Raw genomic sequence first — 19,984 nt, forward strand, 5'->3', positions numbered from 1 at the left:
TTGGGAAGGACCTTCGGGATGTCAGGAACCAAGATCCTCTGGGGCCAGGTAATCGTTGTCGGCCTGATCGTTTTGATGGCGATCTGGGGAGCAACCGAATGGACAGCCTGGCGGCTCGCCTACCAGCCGGAGCTTGGGCACCCCTGGTTCGAGTTGTGGGGTTGGAGGATCTACTATCCGCCGATCTTCTTCTGGTGGTGGTTCGTCTACGATGCGTATGCACCTCGGGTGTTTGTCGAGGGCGCCTTCATTGCGGCGTCCGGGACCGTCGTTTCGATCGCGGCGGCGATCGGGATGTCGGTCTGGCGGGCCCGCGAGGCCAAGAATGTCGAGACCTACGGCTCGGCGCGCTGGGCCGGTCTGGAAGAGGTGAGAGCCGCCTGTCTTCTCGGTCCAGATGGCGTGGTGCTGGGCAAGCTCGAGGATGACTACGTTCGCCATGATGGACCGGAACACGTGTTGTGTTTTGCTCCCACTCGGTCCGGGAAAGGTGTCGGTCTCGTCGTTCCCTCACTGCTGACTTGGCCCGGCTCGGCTATCGTTCACGATATCAAGGGCGAGAACTGGCAACTGACCGCCGGTTTCCGCTCCCGTCATGGGCGCGTCCTGTTGTTTGACCCGACCAACACCAATTCCTCAGCCTACAATCCGCTACTCGAGGTCCGGCGCGGGGAGTGGGAGGTTCGCGACGTCCAGAACGTCGCCGACGTCCTGGTTGACCCCGAGGGTTCACTCGACAAGCGGAACCACTGGGAGAAGACCAGTCATTCGCTCCTGGTCGGTGCCATTCTCCACGTCCTCTATGCCGAGCCTGACAAGACCTTGGCCGGCGTGGCCGCCTTTCTGTCCGACCCGAAGCGGCCGATCGAGGTGACGCTGAAGGCCATGATGACGACGCCGCACCTTGGTGAGCAGGGTGCCCACCCCGTGGTTGCTTCGACCGCGAGAGAGCTTCTCAACAAATCCGACAACGAACGTTCCGGGGTCCTGTCCACCGCGATGTCGTTCCTTGGACTTTATCGTGATCCCGTCGTGGCCGAGGTGACCCGCCGGTGCGACTGGCGAATTGCCGACCTGATCTCCGATCCCTGGCCAGCGTCGCTTTACCTCGTGGTGCCACCTTCCGACATCTCGCGGACCAAGCCGCTGATCCGCCTGGTGCTGAACCAGATCGGCCGGCGCCTGACCGAAGACTTGCACGCCAGCAACCGCCGGCACCGTGTCTTGATGATGCTCGACGAGTTCCCCGCGCTCGGGCGGCTCGATTTCTTCGAGTCCGCGCTAGCCTTTATGGCGGGCTACGGCATCAAGAGCTTTTTGATCGCGCAATCGCTCAATCAGATCGAGAAGGCTTATGGGCCGAACAATGCCATTCTCGACAACTGCCACGTTCGGGTCAGCTTCGCGACCAATGACGAGCGGACTGCCAAGCGCGTGTCCGACGCACTGGGCACGGCGACCGAGATGAGAGCAATGAAGAACTATGCCGGGCACAGATTGAACCCCTGGCTGGGGCACCTCATGGTATCTCGACAGGAGACGGCGAGGCCACTCTTGACCCCAGGTGAGGTCATGCAGCTTCCGCCGCGAGACGAAATTGTCATGGTCGCGGGCACGCCGCCGATCCGGGCAATGAAGGCTCGCTATTACGAGGATCGCCGATTCACCGAGCGGGTGTTGCCGCCGCCCGATCCGGCGGCGTCCGGTCGGTCATCGCGAACGGACGGATGGTCGATGCTTGGTCTGCCCGAGCCGGCGACGGATCCAACCGACAGGGCAGGGCAGAGGGAGGACACGGCCAATAGTGGACTTCGTCGTGAGCCCGAGCTTCCCGATCACGTTGCGATCGTCAAGGAGACAACGGAGCATACGCCGGCAGAAGAGTTTGCCGTTGTTCTCGACGACGACGAGGATGCGGTCCGCCAGTCCCGGCTCATACGCCAACAGATGCGCGGCGTTGCCCGCCAAGCAGCCCTTGATCCCAACGACGGCATGGAGCCCTGAACCGTTATATGCGCGACCGGATGAACGTATATTTTCCGCCGGAACTTCTGAAGCAGATCGCGGACCTTGCCGATCGGAAGAATCTTTCCAGGTCTGCGATTGTGGAAGCGGCAGTTGCGTCCTTTCTGTCACCAGACGCGGTGGACAGGCGGGAGGCGGCGTTCACCCGTCGCCTGGACCGTCTATCGCGTCAGATGCAGAGACTGGAGCGTGACGTCGGCCTGACGGCCGAAACCCTGGCCCTCTTCATCCGCTTCTGGCTGACGATCACGCCGCCATTGCCCAATGACGCACAGGCGACGGCGCAGCTCAAGGGTCGGGAGCGTTTTGAAGGATTTGTCGAAGCGCTCGGTCGTCGCTTGCAGAAGGGGCAGAGCTTCCTGCGCGAGATCCCCGAAGATATCGTTCGTCAGGAGCCGGGCAGCGAAACCTGATTGAACCACGTGGGAGCCATTTCGCCGGCCGTTCTTTTTCTACGCCACCATACGACGCAGCAATTTAGCCAAGCCGACAGAAAGCTGGACGCGCTATCGGCTCGAATGAGCTGAAGAGCAAAGGGGCCAGCATGCAAATTTCAGTGGCGTGGCGCCTCATCGCGCGCGTTTTTCTTCCATTCGCTGCTGGATACTATCTTTCATACCTGTTCCGAACGATCAACGCTCTGATCTCCGGCCATCTCATCACGGAGACCGGGCTCGGGACTGCTGACCTCGGGTTGCTCACGTCAGTCTATTTCCTGGTGTTCGCGGCGGCTCAGATCCCCATCGGGATATTGCTGGACCGCTTTGGTCCGCGTCGCGTCCAAAGTTGCTTGCTCTTGGTCGCCGCGGCGGGTGCCGGCCTATTCGCGATGTCGACCGGGTTGCCGTCGCTCTTGATTTCGCGAGCAATGATCGGCCTAGGGGTGGCGGCCGCGCTGACAGCGGGGTTGAAATCCATCGTTCTCTGGTTTCCCAGGGAACGAGTGGCCTTGCTCAACGGCTACATGATCATGCTGGGCTCGCTCGGAGCGGTGACCGCCACGACCCCCGCCGAACACCTGCTCGCCTGGATTGGCTGGCGACAGCTCTTTGAAATCTTGGCGGTCGCGACCGGCGCCACGGCCGTGCTCATCTACATCGTGGTCCCTGAACGTGTCATCACCCCATCAATAGGATCAATCCCCGCCACCCTCAGCTCCGTTTTTGGCGACAGGCGCTTCTGGCGAATTGCCCCGTTGTCGGCGACTTGCGTGGGATCAGCCTGGTCTCTGCAGGGATTGTGGGCGGCACCATGGCTGGCGGACGTAGAGGGACTTGGTCGTGAGAGTCTCGTCGGACAGCTGTTCATCATGTCGATCGTACTTTCTGGCGGTGCCTGGTTGTTCGGCACAACGGTCCATTGCATGCGACGAAGAGGATCTGGAGCGGAAACGATACTGGCGATTGTCGCAGTGCTGTTCATCGCAGCCGAGCTTGCCTTGATCCTGCGCGCGCCTTTGCCCTCCATATTGCCGTGGTCTGTTGTCGCGATTGTCGGAACGGCGACCGTGGTCAGTTTTGCGGTCATAGCTGATTACTTTCCGCCAGAGCTTGCCGGACGTGCCAACGGTGCCTTGAACGTCCTGCACTTCGGGTGGGCATTTGTGGCTCAATACGGGACGGGCTTGATTCTGGAGCAATGGCGCACGGATGATAGCCATAGGGCCATCCTGGCATATCAGATCGCATTTGGTGTCAACGCTGTACTGCAGATCGGGGCGTTGGTTTGGTTCGCGCTACCGTCGTTCCGATCCTTCACTAGGTGGATGGGTTCAATTGCCTTCTTCGCGCCAACTATCGCTTCCGAGGCAGTTGAACCTGCAACTCCGTACGAGCAAGCGATCGTACTAATACCGATCGATGGCGATGCGGAGTGGTGAGCCGCGACACGCAACGTTGCGTGCAAACCCTTCCCGACGAACACTGATCAAAATTCGTCGCTATCGAACCTGTTCGTTCGAGCAGGGGTCAAATATCTGTTCTCGGTTTTTCTTTTTCTACGCCAGCCTACGATCACCGTAAGCGCTTGTTGCCTCAAATTGTTCAGTGGCTTTTCTAATCAACCCATCTGAGGACGCTCTTTGGACGTCCTCATTCGGTGGGGGCGGCGATGGCAATCCATTCCTTTCAATCGGAGGCGAATTCGCGGGGTGCGCGAATGCTGCGTAGCGCACTTGGTACGGCGATTGCGGGTTATCTGGAAGACGACGCAATCATCGAAGTCATGCTCAATCCGGATGGGCGTTTGTGGATTGATCGGCTGTCAAGTGGCCTCACTGATACCGGCGAAACTTTGTCTGCGGCGGACGGCGAGCGTATCGTTCGCCTGGTGGCACACCATGTAGGCGCGGAGGTGCATGCTGGCTCGCCGCGCGTCTCTGCCGAGCTACCTGGGACCGGCGAGCGCTTCGAAGGGTTGTTACCTCCAGTCGTTGCGGCTCCCGCCTTCGCTATCCGTAAGCCCGCGGTCGCGGTGTTTACACTCGACGACTATGTTGCCGCGGGAACGATGACATCGGATCAGGCCAGCGCCTTAAAGGTTGCGGTCGACACGCGCAAGAACATCCTCGTCGCTGGCGGTACGTCGACCGGCAAGACAACGTTGACCAACGCGCTCTTGGCCGAGGTGGCAAAGACCTCCGATCGGGTCGTTCTGATCGAAGATACACGCGAACTCCAATGCAAGGCGCCCAATCTCGTTGCGCTGCGGACTAAGGACGGCGTAGCGACGCTATCTGACCTTGTCCGGTCCTCGCTTCGGCTGCGTCCTGACCGCATCCCGATCGGTGAAGTCCGGGGCGCCGAAGCGTTAGACTTGCTCAAGGCGTGGGGCACCGGTCACCCCGGCGGCATCGGGACAATCCATGCGGGTACCGCGCTCGGCGCGCTGCGTCGGCTCGAGCAGCTTATCCAGGAAGCCGTCATCACGGTCCCGCGTGCCCTGATCGCCGAGACCATCAACCTCGTCGCCGTGCTCGCCGGCCGCGGCTCGGACCGACGCCTCGCCGAACTCGCCCTGGTCACAGGGCTGGGGAGTGCCGGCGACTACAGCCTTTCATCAGCAGGAGACTAACATGCGTCTGCAACGTCGCTTACTTCGAGAAGCGGCTTCACTGGCAGCTTTCGGCACGGTTCTTCTGACGACGGCGCCGGCGTGGGCGGCTGGCTCGAACATGCCATGGGAGCAGCCACTCAACCAAATCCTGCAGTCGGTTGAAGGTCCGGTCGCGAAGATCATTGCCGTCATCATCATCGTCGTGACCGGGCTCACGCTCGCCTTCGGCGATTCGTCCGGTGGTTTCCGCAGGCTGATCCAGATCGTCTTCGGTCTGTCGATCGCCTTCGCCGCCTCGAGCTTCTTCCTATCGTTCTTCTCCTTCGGTGGCGGCGTGGTGATCTGATGGATGAGCCGGCAGCAGGCTTTGTCGTGCCCGTTCATCGCGCGCTCACCGAGCCCATCCTGATGGGCGGTGCGCCGCGATCGGTCGCGATCGTCAACGGTACGTTGGCGGCCGCCCTTGGACTTGGACTGCGGCTGTGGATCGCGGGTCTCGTCCTCTGGTTCATTGGTCACATGGCCGCCGTCTGGGCTGCTAAGCGCGATCCCGCCTTCGTCGATGTGGTGCGCCGGCATCTGCGCATTCCCGGTCATCTCAACGTCTGAGCTCCTGGTCATGATGAACCTTGCCGAATATCGCCATTCCAATGCCCGTCTCGCCGACTTCCTGCCTTGGGCAGCCCTGGTCGACGAGGGAATTATTCTGAACAAGGACGGTTCGTTTCAACGGACGGCCAAATTTCGTGGACCCGACCTAGACAGTGCGGTGCCGGCTGAACTTGTCGCCGTCGCCGGCCGTCTGAACAACGCCTTGCGCCGTCTGGGATCCGGCTGGGCGGTGTTCGTTGAGGCACAGCGCCATTTTGCAGGTGTCTACCCGCCAAACACCTTTCCGGATGTCGCATCTGCACTGGTCGACGCCGAGCGGAGAGCACAGTTCGAGGAGGCAGGCGCTCACTATGAGTCGAGCTATTTCCTGACCTTCCTCTATCTCCCGCCGGAGGAAGGCGCGGCGAAGGCAGAGCGACTGCTCTATGAGGGCCGCGATCGAAGCGTTGGAGCAGATGCTCGCGAGGTGCTCCGCGGGTTTGTCGATCAAACCAACCGCGTGCTTCAACTCGTTGAAGGGTTCATGCCGGAATGCGCCTGGCTCGATGATCAGGCCTCGCTGACCTATCTCCACTCGACGATCTCGACCAAGCGTCACCGCGTTCGGGTGCCCGAAATTCCCATGTACATCGATGCGTTGCTCGCTGACCAGCCGTTGACCGGCGGGCTCGAGCCGATGTTGGGCTCGGCCAATATGCGAGTTCTCACGATCGTCGGCTTCCCGGGTACGACGACGCCGGGAATTCTGGATGACCTGAATCGCCTGGCGTTTTCGTATCGCTGGTCGACGCGCGCGATCATGCTCGACAAGACCGAAGCCACCAAGCTGCTGACCAAAATCCGTCGCCAGTGGTTCGCAAAGAGAAAATCGATTGGCGCCATTCTCAAAGAGGTCATGACCAACGAGGCGTCGACGCTGCTCGATACCGACGCTCACAACAAGGCAATCGACGCCGACGCCGCCCTCCAGGAACTGGGTTCGGATCAGATCGGACAAGCCTTTGTCACGGCGACCATTACCGTCTGGGACGGCGATCCCGGTGCAGCCGACGAAAAGCTGCGGCTGGTCGAAAAGGTCATTCAGGGCCGCGATTTCACCTGCATGATCGAGACGGTGAACGCCGTCGAAGCCTGGCTCGGCAGCCTGCCGGGACACGTCTATGCCAATGTACGGCAACCGCCGGTCTCGACCCTCAACCTCGCTCATATGATTCCGATGTCGGCTGTGTGGGCGGGAGAGGCGAGGGATCTGCATTTCAAGGGCCCGCCGCTCCTGTTTGGCAAGACCGAGGGATCGACCCCATTCCGGTTCTCCCTCCATGTCGGCGACGTCGGCCATACCCTCGTGGTGGGACCGACAGGGGCGGGCAAATCGGTGTTGCTGGCGCTGATGGCGCTGCAGTTCCGCCGTTACCCGAACTCTCAGGTCTTTGCGTTTGACTTCGGTGGTTCGATTCGGGCGGCCGCCCTCGCCATGGGCGGTGATTGGCATGATCTCGGCGGCGCATTGTCCGACGGAGATGAACAACCCGTCGCCCTGCAGCCGCTGGCCTGGATTGATGATCCTTCCGAGCGCGGATGGGCGACGGAATGGATCGGCGCGATCCTGGCACGAGAAAAGATCGAGATCACCCCGGAGGTCAAAGATCACCTGTGGTCGGCGCTGACGTCGCTCGCCTCGGCGCCGATGCAGGAACGCACCCTGACGGGGCTATCGGTCCTCCTGCAATCCAACTCTCTGAAGCGTGCCTTGCAACCCTACTGCCTGGGCGGTCCGTCGGGGCGCCTGCTTGATGCCGAATTCGAGCGCCTCGGCGAGGCCTCGATCCAGGCGTTCGAGACCGAGGGCTTGATCGGAACGAGCGCGGCACCGGCCGTGCTGGCCTACCTCTTTCATCGAATCGGGGATCGTCTCGACGGCCGGCCCACACTTCTCATCGTCGACGAGGGCTGGCTTGCTCTCGACGACGAGGATTTCGCCGGTCAACTCCGGGAGTGGCTGAAGACGCTTCGCAAGAAGAATGCTTCCGTTATCTTTGCTACCCAATCGCTTTCAGACATCGATGGCTCTGCGATTGCGCCGGCGATCATCGAGAGTTGTCCGACGCGGCTGTTGCTGCCGAACGAGCGGGCGATCGAGCCGCAGATCACCGCGATCTATCGCCGCTTCGGCCTCAATGACCGCCAAATCGAGCTGTTGAGCCGCGCCACACCGAAGCGTGACTATTACTGCCAGTCGCGCCGCGGCAACCGGATGTTCGAACTTGGCCTTGGGGAAGTTGCGCTCGCCTTTACGGCGGCCTCTTCCAAGACCGACCAAGCTACCATCGGGCAACTGCTCGCGGAACATGGACGTGACGGCTTCATGGCCGCATGGCTCCAGCACCGTGGCGTCGCCTGGGCCACCGACCTGATCCCCAATCTCGGCAATCTGGAGAGATCGCTATGAGCCGTCTTAGCTCTTTGCTGGCTGCCGGCGCCGTCGCCGTCACGCTTTGCGCCACAGCGCCTGCACAGGCGCAGTGGATCGTCTTCGATCCGAACAATTACGTCCAGAACGTCCTGACCGCCGCGCGCGAGTTGCAGCAGATCAACAATCAGATCACCTCGTTGCAGAACCAGGCGCTGATGCTGATCAATCAGGCAAAGAATCTGGCAAACCTGCCGTACTCGTCGCTACAGCAACTGCAATTCTCGATCCAGCGGACCCAGCAATTGCTGGCCCAGGCTCAGCGCATCGCCTACGACGTCCAGCAGATCGATCGCGTGTTCTCGACCAGCTATGGACCGGTGACCGGAAGCCAGTCCAATCAGGTACTGATGGCCAACGCGCAATCGCGTTGGCAGAACTCGGTCGCTGCGTTGCAGGATTCACTCCGGGTCCAGGCGGGAGTCGTCGGCAATCTCGATACCAACCGCATCCAGACTTCGGCGCTTGTGACGTCAAGTCAGGGTGCCAGCGGCGCCCTGCAGGCAACCCAGGCCGGCAACCAGATCCTTGCGCTTCAGGCGCAGCAGCTTGCCGATCTTACCGCCACCGTGGCCGCACAGGGGAGGGCGCAGAGCCTTGAAGCGGCGCAGCGCGCGACTGCGCAAGACCAGGGCCGAGAGCAACTCCGACGGTTTCTGACGCCGGGGCAGGGCTATCAATCCCAAGACGTGCGGATGTTCCACTGATGACCGATACAAGCCCGTTCAAGGCGTTATCGCTACTCACAAGCATCGGGATACTGGTCGTCGCGGCCTGCACGATCCAGCTTCGTGGCGGAGAAGGCGGTTCAGCGCCGCCAAAGGCAAAGCAGAACTCTGACGTCGACGGTTCCGATCTAGCCCGCTGCCGCACCATCACTCCGGAGGATGCGGAAGGTTATCAGCATTGCCAGAAAGTTTGGGGTGAAAACCGGCGACACTTCTTTGGCAGGAAGGATAGTGCTGCCGCGTCTCGGCATCCCGATCCAGTCGCGGGCCTGACGCACGCGCCAAAGGACGAGAGCCGGATGCCCCAAGGGTATCCATCCGTGGCGCTGCCTGAAGCGAGCAAGCCATGACCGGCACCGGCATCATCGACCAATTCCTCGAGACATTCACGCGCTACATCGATAACGGCTTCGGGCTGCTGGGTGGCGACGTCGGATATCTCGCGACAACCCTGGCCGCGATCGACATCACGCTTGCCGCGCTCTTCTGGAGTTGGGGACCGGACGAGGACACCGTCGCGCGCCTCGTCAAGAAGACGCTGTTCGTCGGCGTCTTCGCCTACCTCATCGGCAACTGGAACGGCTTGGCGCGCATCGTCTTCGAAAGCTTTGCGGGTCTTGGGCTGAAAGCGTCCGGCACAAGCCTATCGTCAGGAGATTTCTTGCGACCGGGAAAGATCGCTCAAGTCGGTCTCGATGCCGGCCGACCGCTGCTCGATTCGATTTCGAGCCTTATGGGCTACATCAGCTTTTTCGAGAACTTCGTCCAGATCGTCGTTCTCCTGTTCGCCTGGGTCGTGGTGCTGCTGGCCTTCTTCATTCTGGCGATCCAGCTCTTCGTCACCCTGATTGAGTTCAAGCTCACGACGCTGGCCGGCTTCGTGCTCATTCCCTTCGGTCTGTTTGGCAAGACTGCATTCGCGGCCGAGCGTGTCCTGGGCAACGTCATATCCTCCGGCATTAAGGTCCTGGTCCTGGCTGTCATCGTCGGCATTGGCTCGACCCTGTTCTCACAGTTCACCTCAGGCTTCGGCGGCGCACAGCCGACGATTGAAGACGCGATGACACTAGTGCTCGCGGCACTCTCATTGTTGGGCCTTGGTATCTTTGGCCCCGGAATTGCAAACGGCCTGGCCTCCGGCGGACCGCAACTTGGTGCGGGCGCTGCGATCGGAACCGGCCTTGCCGCTGGCGGTGTCGTTGCGGCGGGCGCCGGCCTTGCCGCCGGTGGTGCCGGTCTCGCCGCGGGAGCGCTCGCAGGTGCCGCGCGCGGCGGCGCGGCCGTCTTGACCGGTGCATCCGCGGCCTATCGAAGCGGAGGACTTGCCGGCATCGCTGAAGCCGGTAGCTCGGCCGCCATGAGCCCGTTACGTCGAGCTGCGACCGCGCTCACCAGTAGCGGACAAGCGAGTGAACCGACCGCGAGCGCTTCTGCGGACGGGCCCCCCGATTGGGCGCGGCGCATGAAGCGTGCCCAGACTATCCAACATGGCGCGTCGACCGCCGGCCACGCGGTCCGCTCCGGCGATCATGGCGGCAGCGGCTCCTCCGTCGATCTGTCCGAAGGAGAACGCTGAAACGAGGCCAGGGTCGCCTTCCAATCGTCGTAGGCAGCGACGTCCCGAGCCATGAAACCGCACGACGTCACACCGATCACTCGATCCAATGGGACATTATCGATGTTCAAACGACCTTCTGTTCACTACGGGCGCATGCCCGGACCAATTACACCTTATCAAAAGGCAGCACAGGTCTGGGATGAACGTATTGGATCTGCCCGCGTGCAGGCCAAGAACTGGCGCCTCATGGCGTTCGGCTGTCTCATGCTGTCAGCCGGCCTCGCTAGTGGACTTGTCTGGCAATCGGCACAGGGATCGATCACGCCCTGGGTGGTGGAAGTCGATCGGCTCGGTCAGGCCCAGAGGGTTGCGCCGGCAAATTTCGACTATCAACCCACCGACGCGCAGATTGCCTACCATCTGGCACGCTTTATCGAGGATGTCAGAGGGCTACCGGCCGACGGCATTGTTCTGCGCCAGAATTGGCTTCGGGCCTATGACTTTGCGACCGATCGCGGCGCCGCCGCGCTCAACGACTTCGCGCGTAACAACGATCCCTTTGCAAAGCTGGGCAAGGCGCAGATCTCCGTCGATGTCTCGAGCGTCATTCGTGCCTCACCTGACAGCTTTCGGGTCGCGTGGACCCAACGCATTTACGACAACGGCTCGTTGAGCTCGACCGAACGCTGGACCGCGATACTCACGGTCGTCATCGAGACGCCGCGCGATGCCGAACGCCTGCGCAAAAATCCTCTTGGCGTCTACGTCCGCGCCATCAACTGGTCGAAGGAGCTGGGTCAGTGACCAAGACGATGTCCAACGCTTATGCAAACCATTTCATCCCACACCGCGAGCTCGCCGGGCTCGTGACCTCGAAGCGGGTGGTCTTTTTCGCTCTGTTGGTTTGTTCGTCCGCTCTCGGAGGGTGCGCAAGCTACATTCCGCCAAAGATCAGCTACGACGCCGAAGTGCCTGCGTTGCCGGCGCCTCCAGTGCCGGTCGACGACAGATCGCGGCCGCTTCATGTTCCGCCGCTTTGGAAACCTGTTCTGGGCGGCAAGGCGGGAGGGAAGGAAGACGCCGAACCTGTGAGCCGGGTTGAAACCGCAAATAGTGCCGCGCGCGTCGAACCGCGCAAGCGGGGATATTTCAACGCGGCCCAGATCTACGCGTACAGTCCCGGGGCGCTCTACCAGGTTTACGCCGCACCCGGACAAATCACGGATATTGCGCTTGAGGAGGGAGAACAATTGACCGGGTCCGGACCAATCGCCGCCGGAGACACAGTGCGCTGGGTTGTGGGCGATACCGAGAGCGGCAACGGTGACACGCGACGCGTCCATATCCTAGTGAAGCCGACGCGCGCTTCGATCGAAACCAACCTTGTCGTCAATACCGACCGGCGCACTTACCTGATCGAGCTCCGTTCCCGCGAGCGGCCATATATGCCATCCGTAGCCTGGTACTATCCGGAAACCATTCGCGAACGATCGCGAACGGCCACACTGCGACCTGTTCTTCCCGATCCGGCCCAACGCGTCTTTCGTTACGCGATCGAGGGGGACAGCCCACCCTGGCGGCCGCTTGCCGCGTACGATGATGGCCGCAAGGTCTATGTCGAATTCCCGCTAGGAATTGTCCAGGGCGAGATGCCGCCGCTCTTCGTAATCGGCCCCGACGGGAAGACCCAACTCGTCAACTATCGCGCTTACGGCAACGTGCTGATCGTGGATCGGCTATTTGCAGCCGCAGAACTGCGACTCGGGGGTGAACACCAGCAGAAAGTTAGAATTGTCAGGACTGACGGGAGGCCGTCGTCATGAATACCCAGAATGGAAACGATCACGAGCAGGCGATTCCGCCGCAGACACGGGACGACCCTACTGGGAACTTCCGGCTAAGAGCGGAGCATCCGCGCGTGACACGGTTGTCGCGGAGGGTCCTGGCGGGAGGAAGTGCGGTTGCCTTTCTCGTCATCGGCGGGGCCGTCTTGTGGTCCTTGCAGAGCAATCGCTCTAGAAACCCAGCGACCGATGAGCTTTACAGCACCGAGCATCACAATATTGCCGATGGCCTTACGACGCTGCCGAAAGACTATTCGGGTGTGGCGCGCCAAGCCGTCCCGCAGCTCGGCCCGCCTCTCCCTGGAGACCTTGGCCGGCCGATTCTTGCCGCCCAGGGCCAGTCGCCGGCGCTCGGCGGTGCAGCTCCTGATTCGGAACAGCAACGCCGGGACCAGGAGACCGAAGCAGCCCGCGTGAGCCACTTGTTCGCTTCGACCAACGGGAGAGAAGTGCGTCCGCCTGCTGCCGCGGTTCAGGGAAGCGATCGCGCTCCATCGATCTCGACTTCCAGTAGCGATGAAGGATACGGGCAGAACGGTCAGGACAGGAAGCTTGCATTCATCAACGCATCCGTGGATCGCCGCACCGTAAGCTCCGACCGCATCACGAGGCCGGCTTCACCATATATCGTGCAGGCTGGCACTGTCATTCCAGGCGCCCTGATCACCGGCATTCGATCGGACCTGCCAGGACAAATCACCGCGCAGGTAACAGAAAGCGTCTTTGATTCGCCGACCGGACGCCTTCTGCTGATCCCGCAGGGAGCGCGCCTGATCGGTGTCTACGACAGCCAGGTCGCGTTCGGCCAGTCTCGCGTCCTGCTGGTTTGGACTCGCCTGATCATGCCGAATGGTCGTTCGATCGTGCTGGAACGACAGCCAGGCGCGGACGCGGCCGGGTATTCAGGTTTGGAAGACGAAGTCGACAACCACTGGGGCGAGCTGTTCAAGGCTGCTGCCCTCTCGACCCTGCTGGCTGTCGGTACCGAACTCGGCGCGGGTTCCGATACCAACAGCAACGACAGTGCGATTCTTCAGGCTCTGCGGCACGGAGCGGGGGACTCGCTGAATCAAACCGGCCAACAGGTTGTTCGTCGCAGCCTCAATATTCAGCCGACGCTGACTATTCGTCCGGGCTTCCCGGTGCGCGTGATCGTCAATCGTGATCTCGTACTCGAGCCGTATAGAGGGTGATGACAACCAATGGCTAAGCTCAAGATTGGAACATTACCCGACGACAAGCCCGTCAAGGTCAACGTCGAATTGCCGGCTTCCGTGCATCGAGATCTGGTTGCTTATGCGAAAGCCCTTTCAAGCGAAACCGGTCAGTCCATCGTCGATCCCGGCAAGCTTATCGCGCCAATGTTGGCACGGTTCATGGCAACGGATCGCGGCTTTGCGAGGCTGAGGCGCATTCCTCAATCGCGGGCCGGCGACGGATAGCGTTCAGTCAAGAGCGTAAGGAAACGCTCCAAGGCGGGATTTTCGTTGTCTGCGCGCCAATGTGCGGAGAAATCAACGCGTGTCGGTCCCGTCCCGTCGCGCAATTCACGATAAACCAAGCCGGCGAAACTCGCACCAATATCCGATTCCAAGACCAAGCTAATCCCAAGCTTCATGCTGATGAGACTTTTGATAATCCCGCGGCTGACGTCGTGCCGTTCGACCTTCGGTCTATCTGCAGGCGAAACAAGCTTCGATATCAGGAGATCCTCAAGCTCGCGCCCGGGATCGTGCTGACTTAGAAGTACCGTCTCGTTTCGCAGGTCGGTCCAATAGATCACGCTACGTGCAGCTAATGGATGGTTTTCCGCCAAAGAGATCAGGATACGCTCACTCCAGAGGAGGCGAACGTCATTGTCCGGCAGCGGCACGTCCCCAGTTACGACCAGAATATCGACCGTACCATTTCGCAGTGCTGTTGCCAGGCGTATTCGGGAACGCTCGACGGTCGCGAGTTCTACTTGAGGAAACCGGCTTTTGAATTCGGTCATCGTCGCTCGCAGGTTGCCTGCGGATATGGAAGTGCAAAAGCCGATCGAAAGGCGACCCGCTTCGCCACGACTATTCGATTTTGCGGTCGCGGCAAGCACATCGACTTGTTCCAGAATCAACCTGGCCATCCGCAGAACACTTCGCCCTGCCATTGTTGGCTTTACCCCGGCGCCTGAGCGCTCGAAGACCGCGACGCCGATTAGATGCTCAAGCTGTCGAATGGATCGGCTCAGCATCGAGTGCCGAATGCACAGTACCTCGGCGGCTTGCCGAATACTCCCGTAATCTGCAGCCGCGACTGCAAACCGGAGCTGCTGCAGGTCAACGGCAGGTATTTGGAACACGCTTGACTGATCCATCAACTTGAAATGCCATTGTAGCGGGCCGCATGCAGCGATGTCGCTTGAGAGCTAGCAACGTTGTTTGTCGCGAGACATTGCGTTAGGCGACGGCGAGAACGACCGGCTCCCAAAGGACGGGCCCGGCAAGGCCGCCGGCGTTCCGAATCCCGGCCAGTATCTCTGTGGATATCTCGAGATAGCCAGCAATGGCCAAGGTATTTCCAAGACTGCACGGGTTGCCCAAGCGCCGGAGAGGCCAGCCGGCACGTCGTAGGATTCGTTCCATTCGAGCGTCGGTTACAGTGACGATATCAGAAAGTCGTCGCGAAAGACCGAACTCGATCATTCCAGCGAACAGTTCATATGTGGCGCGGGCAATATTTTGCGCCCCTTTTGGAGCGTCTGTCGTGATGTCCAATGCAAAGCGGCTGCTTTCCCATATTGAGCAGCTAGACGGCGCCTTGTGACCGGCAAGGAGTTCGGGAAAGGTATCACGCAGCATAGTTGGCCCGGCGGAGGGCAGCAGTCGAACGCAGCCTTGTACCCGGCCATCTGACGCTAGTTGAACGAGATAGGCAGGATGGAGCGCGTCAAAATTGTCTATCTCCATATCTCCGCTGGTATGGACCTCCCAGCCTAACCTTTCCTTGAAAACTCGATGACGGAGTTGGTGCATCGCGATGAGAGTTTCGACAAATTCACCATACGACCGTTCGATGATGAGCTGAATCATGAATGCCTCCAAGAAGGATCTGTCATGCCTAATGGAAGCTCGATTCTTGATTGTAGGCAGCACCCGTACCTACGGGGGGACTTCCGCCTTAATTGTGCTATTCTCCTTTTGCAGCCACTAGGCGTGCCGCGGCCTGCACGATTGTGCGTACGCCCAGCTTCTCCTTCACATTGTCAAGGTAAGATGCTACGGTGTGACGTGAGATACCAAGAATGTGGGCTATTTCCCAAGCGCTCTTACCGCGTGCGGCCCATTCCAAGCATTCAAGTTCACGGGGAGACAGGAGTACTCCGCCAATCTTATGACCGCCCGAGAGCTTACGTCGGACGTGGGCATGGAAGTACATTGCCATGAGCTGCAACACACGAGCATGCGAATCAATGCATTTTTCAAACGGCGGTCGTTGCAGGTCAGTAGCAAAGGTCAGGGCCGCAATAGGACCATGACCATCATGAATAGGGACGGTAAAGCCAAAGCGGATCCCGAATTGGGAGGCTTGATCGAGAACCTCCCGTTGCGCCAGTGACATGAGCCTAGTCGTCCGGCCAATCCCCCATCGGAATGGCTCCGGATCCTTGAGAGCTTGCACTACAACTGGATCAACTCGTTCATAGTGATTCCGCAAATAGTATGTGGTCCAGGCGGTTGGGTATGTGGAGATTACACGCGGCTGTTTGTCCGACGCGTCCGGTAGTGAGAGATACGCAAAGCAAGACAAATCGAGTGCGGCCGCGGTCGAAGCCATAGTTTCGCAAAATGCATCGGCATTTTCAGCTTTCGACAAGAGATCGATGAAATTCTGAAAAATACGGTGCATTGGCGGGGCCAAGGGAGACCGATTCTCGAATCGGAAGATGAGTAGCCGGAAAAAAAGAGCCGAGATCATGTTGATCTCGGCAAGTTTGGGAGGAGTGCTTGCCCGGTTCAGTCGGCTAGACGGCCGTGCGCGGTTCGCAATTTCGTACCGCAACTAGCGGCGCATGTGTCTGGCGGCGTGATCGGAGAAAACGATTCCCAGGGCCCGCATGCCGTACTTTCTCTTCACGGCGATTTGCCGATTTCTCCACTAATGACGTCACCAAACAGCTCCCAATTGTCTCCCTTCAGCCGCATGAGCCGCAATTGCTTAAGGGGATAGAAATCAGACGTGCTCGTGTTGATCTTGATGCCAGGCAGGAGAAGATCGGGGGAGAATTCGTTCAGGCTTGACGCCTGTTTCATGATGTTCTCTCGGGTTAAATCATCCCCGCACTCCTGCAGCACTTTGACGAGGGACTGAGCTACCGCATAACCATAGACGGCAGAACTGTCGACCTTGTTGGCTTCCGGGACATACTTCGAAAGAAACGCGTAGAATTTCTGCATACCTGGGTCATCATCCCATTGCGGGTCAGAGCCATCCTTCGCGTAGGTCGCAGAAATAAGTCCCTGGGCGTTTTCAAAGCCAGCGGGCTTGATTGTCGCGCCGATCGAAACGCTGACATTGCCGATGATCTGCAACGGCTTCCAATTGAGCTCTGCCGCCTTTCTTATCGCCTGGGCGGCGAACTTTGGCGTTGCGAAATGGATAAGCGTGTCGGCTCCAGATGCCTTTAGCTTGACAACGTGCGATTCAATCGTCGGCTCCGAGGTTTCGTAACTCTCTTCCAGGACTATCCTCGAGGTCTTGTCGCCGAGCCCATCCTTGAGTCCTTTGAGCAATTCCTTACCTAAGCCATCGTTTTGATAGAGCACTCCGATCTTCGCCTGTGGTTTCTCCTGCAGGAGATATTTGGCGTAGATGCGGCCTTCACTCTGGTACGGAGGTTGCCATCCCATGGTCCAGGGAAAATTCTTGGGATCACCCCAAGCGGCACCTGAGGCAACAAAGAGCTGCGGTACCTTTCGAGCGTTTAGATATTTCTGGATGGCAACGTTGGACGGAGTTCCGAAGCTGTTAAAGATCAACAATACTTCATCGCTCTCCACGAGCTTGCGAGCCTGCTCAACTGCTTTCGGTGGGCTATAGGCATCGTCATAGGAAATGAAGTTGATCTTGCGGCCCTTGATCCCACCTTGTTCGTTGATCATCTTGAAGTAGCCGGCTTCGACCTTGCCAATTACGCTATATATCGAAGCTGGCCCGCTGTACGGCATTGTGTTGCCGACTTTGATCTCGGTGTCGCTGGCACCAGGATCGTACTGTTTTTGAGCAGACGCCGCCCCACAGCTAGCAAAGAGGGTAACAGCGACGGCTGCGGTAGAAATGACGCGAAGCGTTGCCATTGTCACTCCCATTGTACCCACGTGCACCAAATCTCGATCTGCCTCTACACGCGCACAGGAGCGGCGAGGGGAATTGCGGACCCTGCTCGTAGACAAACGCATCGGGTCCCGCTCATGATGTGAGGGGCGCGCAACCGCGTGATGGCTGCGATGTTGCTTTCGACAAAACTCGACGCAAGGCGTAGCGCTCATGCCCCTAGGCCCTCTCGATGATGGTTGCCGTCCCGCTTTCAATGGACGCGGAGGGGCGTCCCATAGCGACTGCTCGACCGTTCACGTCTCGAAGCAAACGTTGTAAAGCTCATCTAGATCAAGCTAAATGAATGGGTCAATCGACCGCTTCGGTTAAATAAGATGCGGTGCAACAACTGTTGGGTACGAAAATTGCGACGTAAGAACAAAGATATGCGGGCCACGACGATGAACGCGATCGGGCGTGGGCTTTCGGGCAACCCGGCTTCCGTTCGGAAACCGAGGAACGCTCGGCCGCGAGTGGCGGCTGAGGTTGAAAAAGCCATTCTCCGTCTCGCGCTTGAGCAGCCGAGCTTTGGCCAAGACCGCATCGCGCAGGAACTGCGAACCAGGCGCCTATTCGTTTCGGCTTCGGGAGTGCGGTACGTCTGGCAGCGTCACGACCTCCACACGCTCGAAAAAAGGGTCGCTCGGATCGAGCTGGTCTTGGGAGAAAATCCGACCGCGCTGACCAAGCCTCAGTTGATCGCCAGAGAAAGGGTCCGGGTGAGTCGACGATCAAAGCGGCTTATCTCAAAAGCCGTTGGTAGAGACGGGGCTGGGCGAGCGGATTACCTCGCTGTCGTTGCTGCTCGTCTGTTTCGGGCAGTTGGCTATGATGCGACTTCTTTGCGTGACATTTCGAAGGCCGCTGACGTCCCTATTGGATCTCTGTACTACCACTTTCCGTCCAAGGACGAATTGTTCGGGGTCGTTTATGAGGAAGGAGTCCGAAGACTGACGATGGCGGTGACGAATGCGATCGCGCAAGCAACGTCGCCATTTGAACGCCTATTAGCGGCATGCACCGCACACTTGCAGCAGATGGAGGTTGATGACGACTTCACGCGCGTCGCCATTCCGACCCGGTTGCCCGCAATTGGCGGGCGGGTGAAAGCGAGACTTGTAAAGATGAACAACGGCTATGAGACGATCTTCAAATCGCTCATTGACGATCTTCAGCTGCCTCGCCAGGTGGATGCCGGGATTCTGCGACTGCTGGTGCTTGGCGCACTCAACTGGGCAAGCATCTGGTACAAATCAGGAAAGGCAACTCCGAATGAAATCGCCGGAAACCTTGTCGCAGCCCTTCGATTGCCGCTCGATCCTAACTGGAAGACTTAGTTGTAAGACATCCCGCCATACAATTCATAGGACAATTGAGACTAACGAGGTGGTAGAGGTGTAGGGCTATCAAATTGTCGCGATAGCTCTCGTTGGTGCGCCTACGATTTCGATTTCAGCTTCTCGACGACCTCGATCGGAATCGCGCAGGATTTCAACTTTTTGGGGTCTTCGGCGTTGTGTCCACACCAAACACGGGTTTGCGAGCATTCAACTGCGAGATTGTCTGCCTTCAGGAGCCGGTGGTTGACGACGAAACTAGAATGCTTGAGCGAGGCGATTGTCGAATAGATCTGGATCGAGTCGTCGTAGGTGACGGGACCGAGGAATCTGAGTTGCATGTCCACCACCGGAATTCCGGCTAGTCCGTAAGCGGCCCTCATTTCAGATTTCTTCAATCCGAGGGCTGCTTCCAGCAGCAGCGCGCTGCACCAGTCGAAGTACTCGACAAACCTCGGATTGAAGACGATTCCTGCTGGATCGCAATGGCCCCACTCCACGACGAGATCGCGCCTGTTTGTGTAAAAGGCGCCACTTGCGAAGGTGGGAAGCTGGCCGGTGGTGCTCACGAGTTTATCTCTGACGAGCAACTAAGCGCGCTCAGGAGGAGGTATGACATGCCGTTCGGTGCCAAACCAAAGACGAGAGCGCTTCGGATCCTGAAATAGCCGCTCATCCTCGATGAGTTCCTTGAGTGCGGCCAGACCCTCAGGTGTGCTCCGGGCGGCTTGCAACTCTTCAAGGCTGTCCCACCAGAGCTCTGCGATTCCATCGTATGGTACGACCTCCGCGTCCCGCGTAGCGCGAATCGCTTCCTGCACAGTTGGATTATCCAGCGTCGGCGTTTGCACGTACCCGCGAATACGCAGCGTCGCGGCGTGCTTGCGAATCAGCGCTGCGTGACGTTCGCGCCAGTGCTTATCGAACTCCTCTCGAGTCAGTGTGGGAAGGCGGCAAGCGCAAGCGGTGAGTTTGATCATTGGTAAGTTCCTGTTTGGATGAAG

Annotated in this window: 21 protein-coding genes; 15 read left to right on the top strand and 6 right to left on the bottom strand. The window is 59.4% G+C overall.

The annotated features are described in order from the left end of the window. Nucleotides 1–18 precede the first annotated feature (18 nt). From ACWAT4_RS07145 to ACWAT4_RS07210, 14 genes are all read left to right on the top strand, one after another. Nucleotides 19–2,004: a conjugal transfer protein TraG gene (locus ACWAT4_RS07145; RefSeq protein ID WP_449731171.1), complete on the top strand. Its 1,986-nt coding sequence runs from the start codon at nt 19–21 to the stop codon at nt 2,002–2,004. A gap of 8 nt (nt 2,005–2,012) precedes the next feature. Next, nucleotides 2,013–2,438 (top strand): CopG family transcriptional regulator, encoded by a 426-nt coding sequence (locus ACWAT4_RS07150; RefSeq protein ID WP_449730133.1) that lies wholly within the window; start codon nt 2,013–2,015, stop codon nt 2,436–2,438. A gap of 131 nt (nt 2,439–2,569) precedes the next feature. Then, complete coding sequence (locus ACWAT4_RS07155; RefSeq protein WP_449730134.1) at nt 2,570–3,904, top strand: MFS transporter; 1,335 nt, start codon at nt 2,570–2,572, stop codon at nt 3,902–3,904. 230 nt (nt 3,905–4,134) lie between these two features. Continuing rightward, nucleotides 4,135–5,097: a P-type conjugative transfer ATPase TrbB gene (gene trbB / locus ACWAT4_RS07160; RefSeq protein ID WP_449730135.1), complete on the top strand. Its 963-nt coding sequence runs from the start codon at nt 4,135–4,137 to the stop codon at nt 5,095–5,097. A gap of 1 nt (nt 5,098) precedes the next feature. Continuing rightward, nucleotides 5,099–5,425 (top strand): TrbC/VirB2 family type IV secretion system protein, encoded by a 327-nt coding sequence (locus tag ACWAT4_RS07165; protein WP_449730136.1) that lies wholly within the window; start codon nt 5,099–5,101, stop codon nt 5,423–5,425. Further along, on the top strand, nt 5,425–5,688 hold the full coding sequence (locus tag ACWAT4_RS07170) for a VirB3 family type IV secretion system protein (RefSeq protein ID WP_449730137.1): 264 nt from the start codon (nt 5,425–5,427) through the stop codon (nt 5,686–5,688). The genes ACWAT4_RS07165 and ACWAT4_RS07170 overlap by 1 nt, the downstream gene beginning before the upstream one ends. A gap of 10 nt (nt 5,689–5,698) precedes the next feature. Then, on the top strand, nt 5,699–8,140 hold the full coding sequence (gene trbE / locus ACWAT4_RS07175) for a conjugal transfer protein TrbE (RefSeq protein ID WP_449730138.1): 2,442 nt from the start codon (nt 5,699–5,701) through the stop codon (nt 8,138–8,140). Beyond that, nucleotides 8,137–8,868 (top strand): P-type conjugative transfer protein TrbJ, encoded by a 732-nt coding sequence (gene trbJ / locus ACWAT4_RS07180; protein WP_449730139.1) that lies wholly within the window; start codon nt 8,137–8,139, stop codon nt 8,866–8,868. Before trbE ends, trbJ begins: the two co-directional genes overlap by 4 nt. Further along, the gene (gene trbK-alt, locus ACWAT4_RS07185; RefSeq protein ID WP_449730140.1) at nt 8,868–9,239 is read left to right on the top strand and encodes a putative entry exclusion protein TrbK-alt; all 372 of its coding nucleotides are present in this window, start codon (nt 8,868–8,870) and stop codon (nt 9,237–9,239) included. Before trbJ ends, trbK-alt begins: the two co-directional genes overlap by 1 nt. Beyond that, nucleotides 9,236–10,465 carry a P-type conjugative transfer protein TrbL gene (gene trbL, locus ACWAT4_RS07190; RefSeq protein WP_449730141.1) on the top strand — a complete coding sequence of 410 codons (1,230 nt, stop codon included), beginning with the start codon at nt 9,236–9,238 and terminating at the stop codon, nt 10,463–10,465. The genes trbK-alt and trbL overlap by 4 nt, the downstream gene beginning before the upstream one ends. Before the next feature lie 102 nt (nt 10,466–10,567). Further along, nucleotides 10,568–11,251: a conjugal transfer protein TrbF gene (trbF, locus tag ACWAT4_RS07195; protein WP_449731172.1), complete on the top strand. Its 684-nt coding sequence runs from the start codon at nt 10,568–10,570 to the stop codon at nt 11,249–11,251. Between the two features lie 8 nt (nt 11,252–11,259). Further along, nucleotides 11,260–12,270: a P-type conjugative transfer protein TrbG gene (gene trbG, locus ACWAT4_RS07200; RefSeq protein WP_449731173.1), complete on the top strand. Its 1,011-nt coding sequence runs from the start codon at nt 11,260–11,262 to the stop codon at nt 12,268–12,270. Then, nucleotides 12,267–13,484, top strand: a complete 1,218-nt coding sequence (locus ACWAT4_RS07205) for a TraB/TrbI/VirB10 family type IV secretion system protein (protein ID WP_449730142.1) — start codon at nt 12,267–12,269, stop codon at nt 13,482–13,484. The genes trbG and ACWAT4_RS07205 overlap by 4 nt, the downstream gene beginning before the upstream one ends. 9 nt (nt 13,485–13,493) lie before the next feature. Further along, nucleotides 13,494–13,733, top strand: coding sequence for a DUF2274 domain-containing protein (locus ACWAT4_RS07210; RefSeq protein ID WP_449730143.1), 240 nt, complete (start codon nt 13,494–13,496; stop codon nt 13,731–13,733). Here the strand turns inward: ACWAT4_RS07210 and ACWAT4_RS07215 are convergent. The 4 genes from ACWAT4_RS07215 to ACWAT4_RS07230 form a co-directional block, all read right to left on the bottom strand. Continuing rightward, a complete protein-coding gene (locus ACWAT4_RS07215; RefSeq protein ID WP_449730144.1) occupies nt 13,709–14,644 on the bottom strand; it encodes a LysR family transcriptional regulator in 936 nt (311 codons plus the stop codon). The two genes, ACWAT4_RS07210 and ACWAT4_RS07215, sit on opposite strands and share 25 nt — an antisense overlap. A gap of 82 nt (nt 14,645–14,726) precedes the next feature. Beyond that, nucleotides 14,727–15,359 carry an acyl-homoserine-lactone synthase gene (locus ACWAT4_RS07220; protein WP_449730145.1) on the bottom strand — a complete coding sequence of 211 codons (633 nt, stop codon included), beginning with the start codon at nt 15,357–15,359 and terminating at the stop codon, nt 14,727–14,729. Between the two features lie 97 nt (nt 15,360–15,456). Then, nucleotides 15,457–16,176 (bottom strand): LuxR family transcriptional regulator, encoded by a 720-nt coding sequence (locus ACWAT4_RS07225; protein ID WP_449731174.1) that lies wholly within the window; start codon nt 16,174–16,176, stop codon nt 15,457–15,459. A gap of 224 nt (nt 16,177–16,400) precedes the next feature. Beyond that, nucleotides 16,401–17,624: an ABC transporter substrate-binding protein gene (locus ACWAT4_RS07230; protein WP_449730146.1), complete on the bottom strand. Its 1,224-nt coding sequence runs from the start codon at nt 17,622–17,624 to the stop codon at nt 16,401–16,403. 492 nt (nt 17,625–18,116) lie between these two features. Here ACWAT4_RS07230 and ACWAT4_RS07235 point away from each other — a divergent pair, with 492 nt between their 5' ends. Continuing rightward, nucleotides 18,117–18,980: a TetR/AcrR family transcriptional regulator gene (locus tag ACWAT4_RS07235; protein WP_449730147.1), complete on the top strand. Its 864-nt coding sequence runs from the start codon at nt 18,117–18,119 to the stop codon at nt 18,978–18,980. A 101-nt stretch (nt 18,981–19,081) separates the two neighbouring features. Here the strand turns inward: ACWAT4_RS07235 and ACWAT4_RS07240 are convergent, their stop codons facing one another. Then, nucleotides 19,082–19,549 carry an acyl-CoA thioesterase gene (locus ACWAT4_RS07240; RefSeq protein WP_449730148.1) on the bottom strand — a complete coding sequence of 156 codons (468 nt, stop codon included), beginning with the start codon at nt 19,547–19,549 and terminating at the stop codon, nt 19,082–19,084. Between the two features lie 21 nt (nt 19,550–19,570). After that, nucleotides 19,571–19,960 carry an EthD domain-containing protein gene (locus ACWAT4_RS07245; RefSeq protein ID WP_449730149.1) on the bottom strand — a complete coding sequence of 130 codons (390 nt, stop codon included), beginning with the start codon at nt 19,958–19,960 and terminating at the stop codon, nt 19,571–19,573. Nucleotides 19,961–19,984 lie beyond the last annotated feature (24 nt).

This window comes from Bradyrhizobium sp. T-1 (assembly GCF_053592855.1).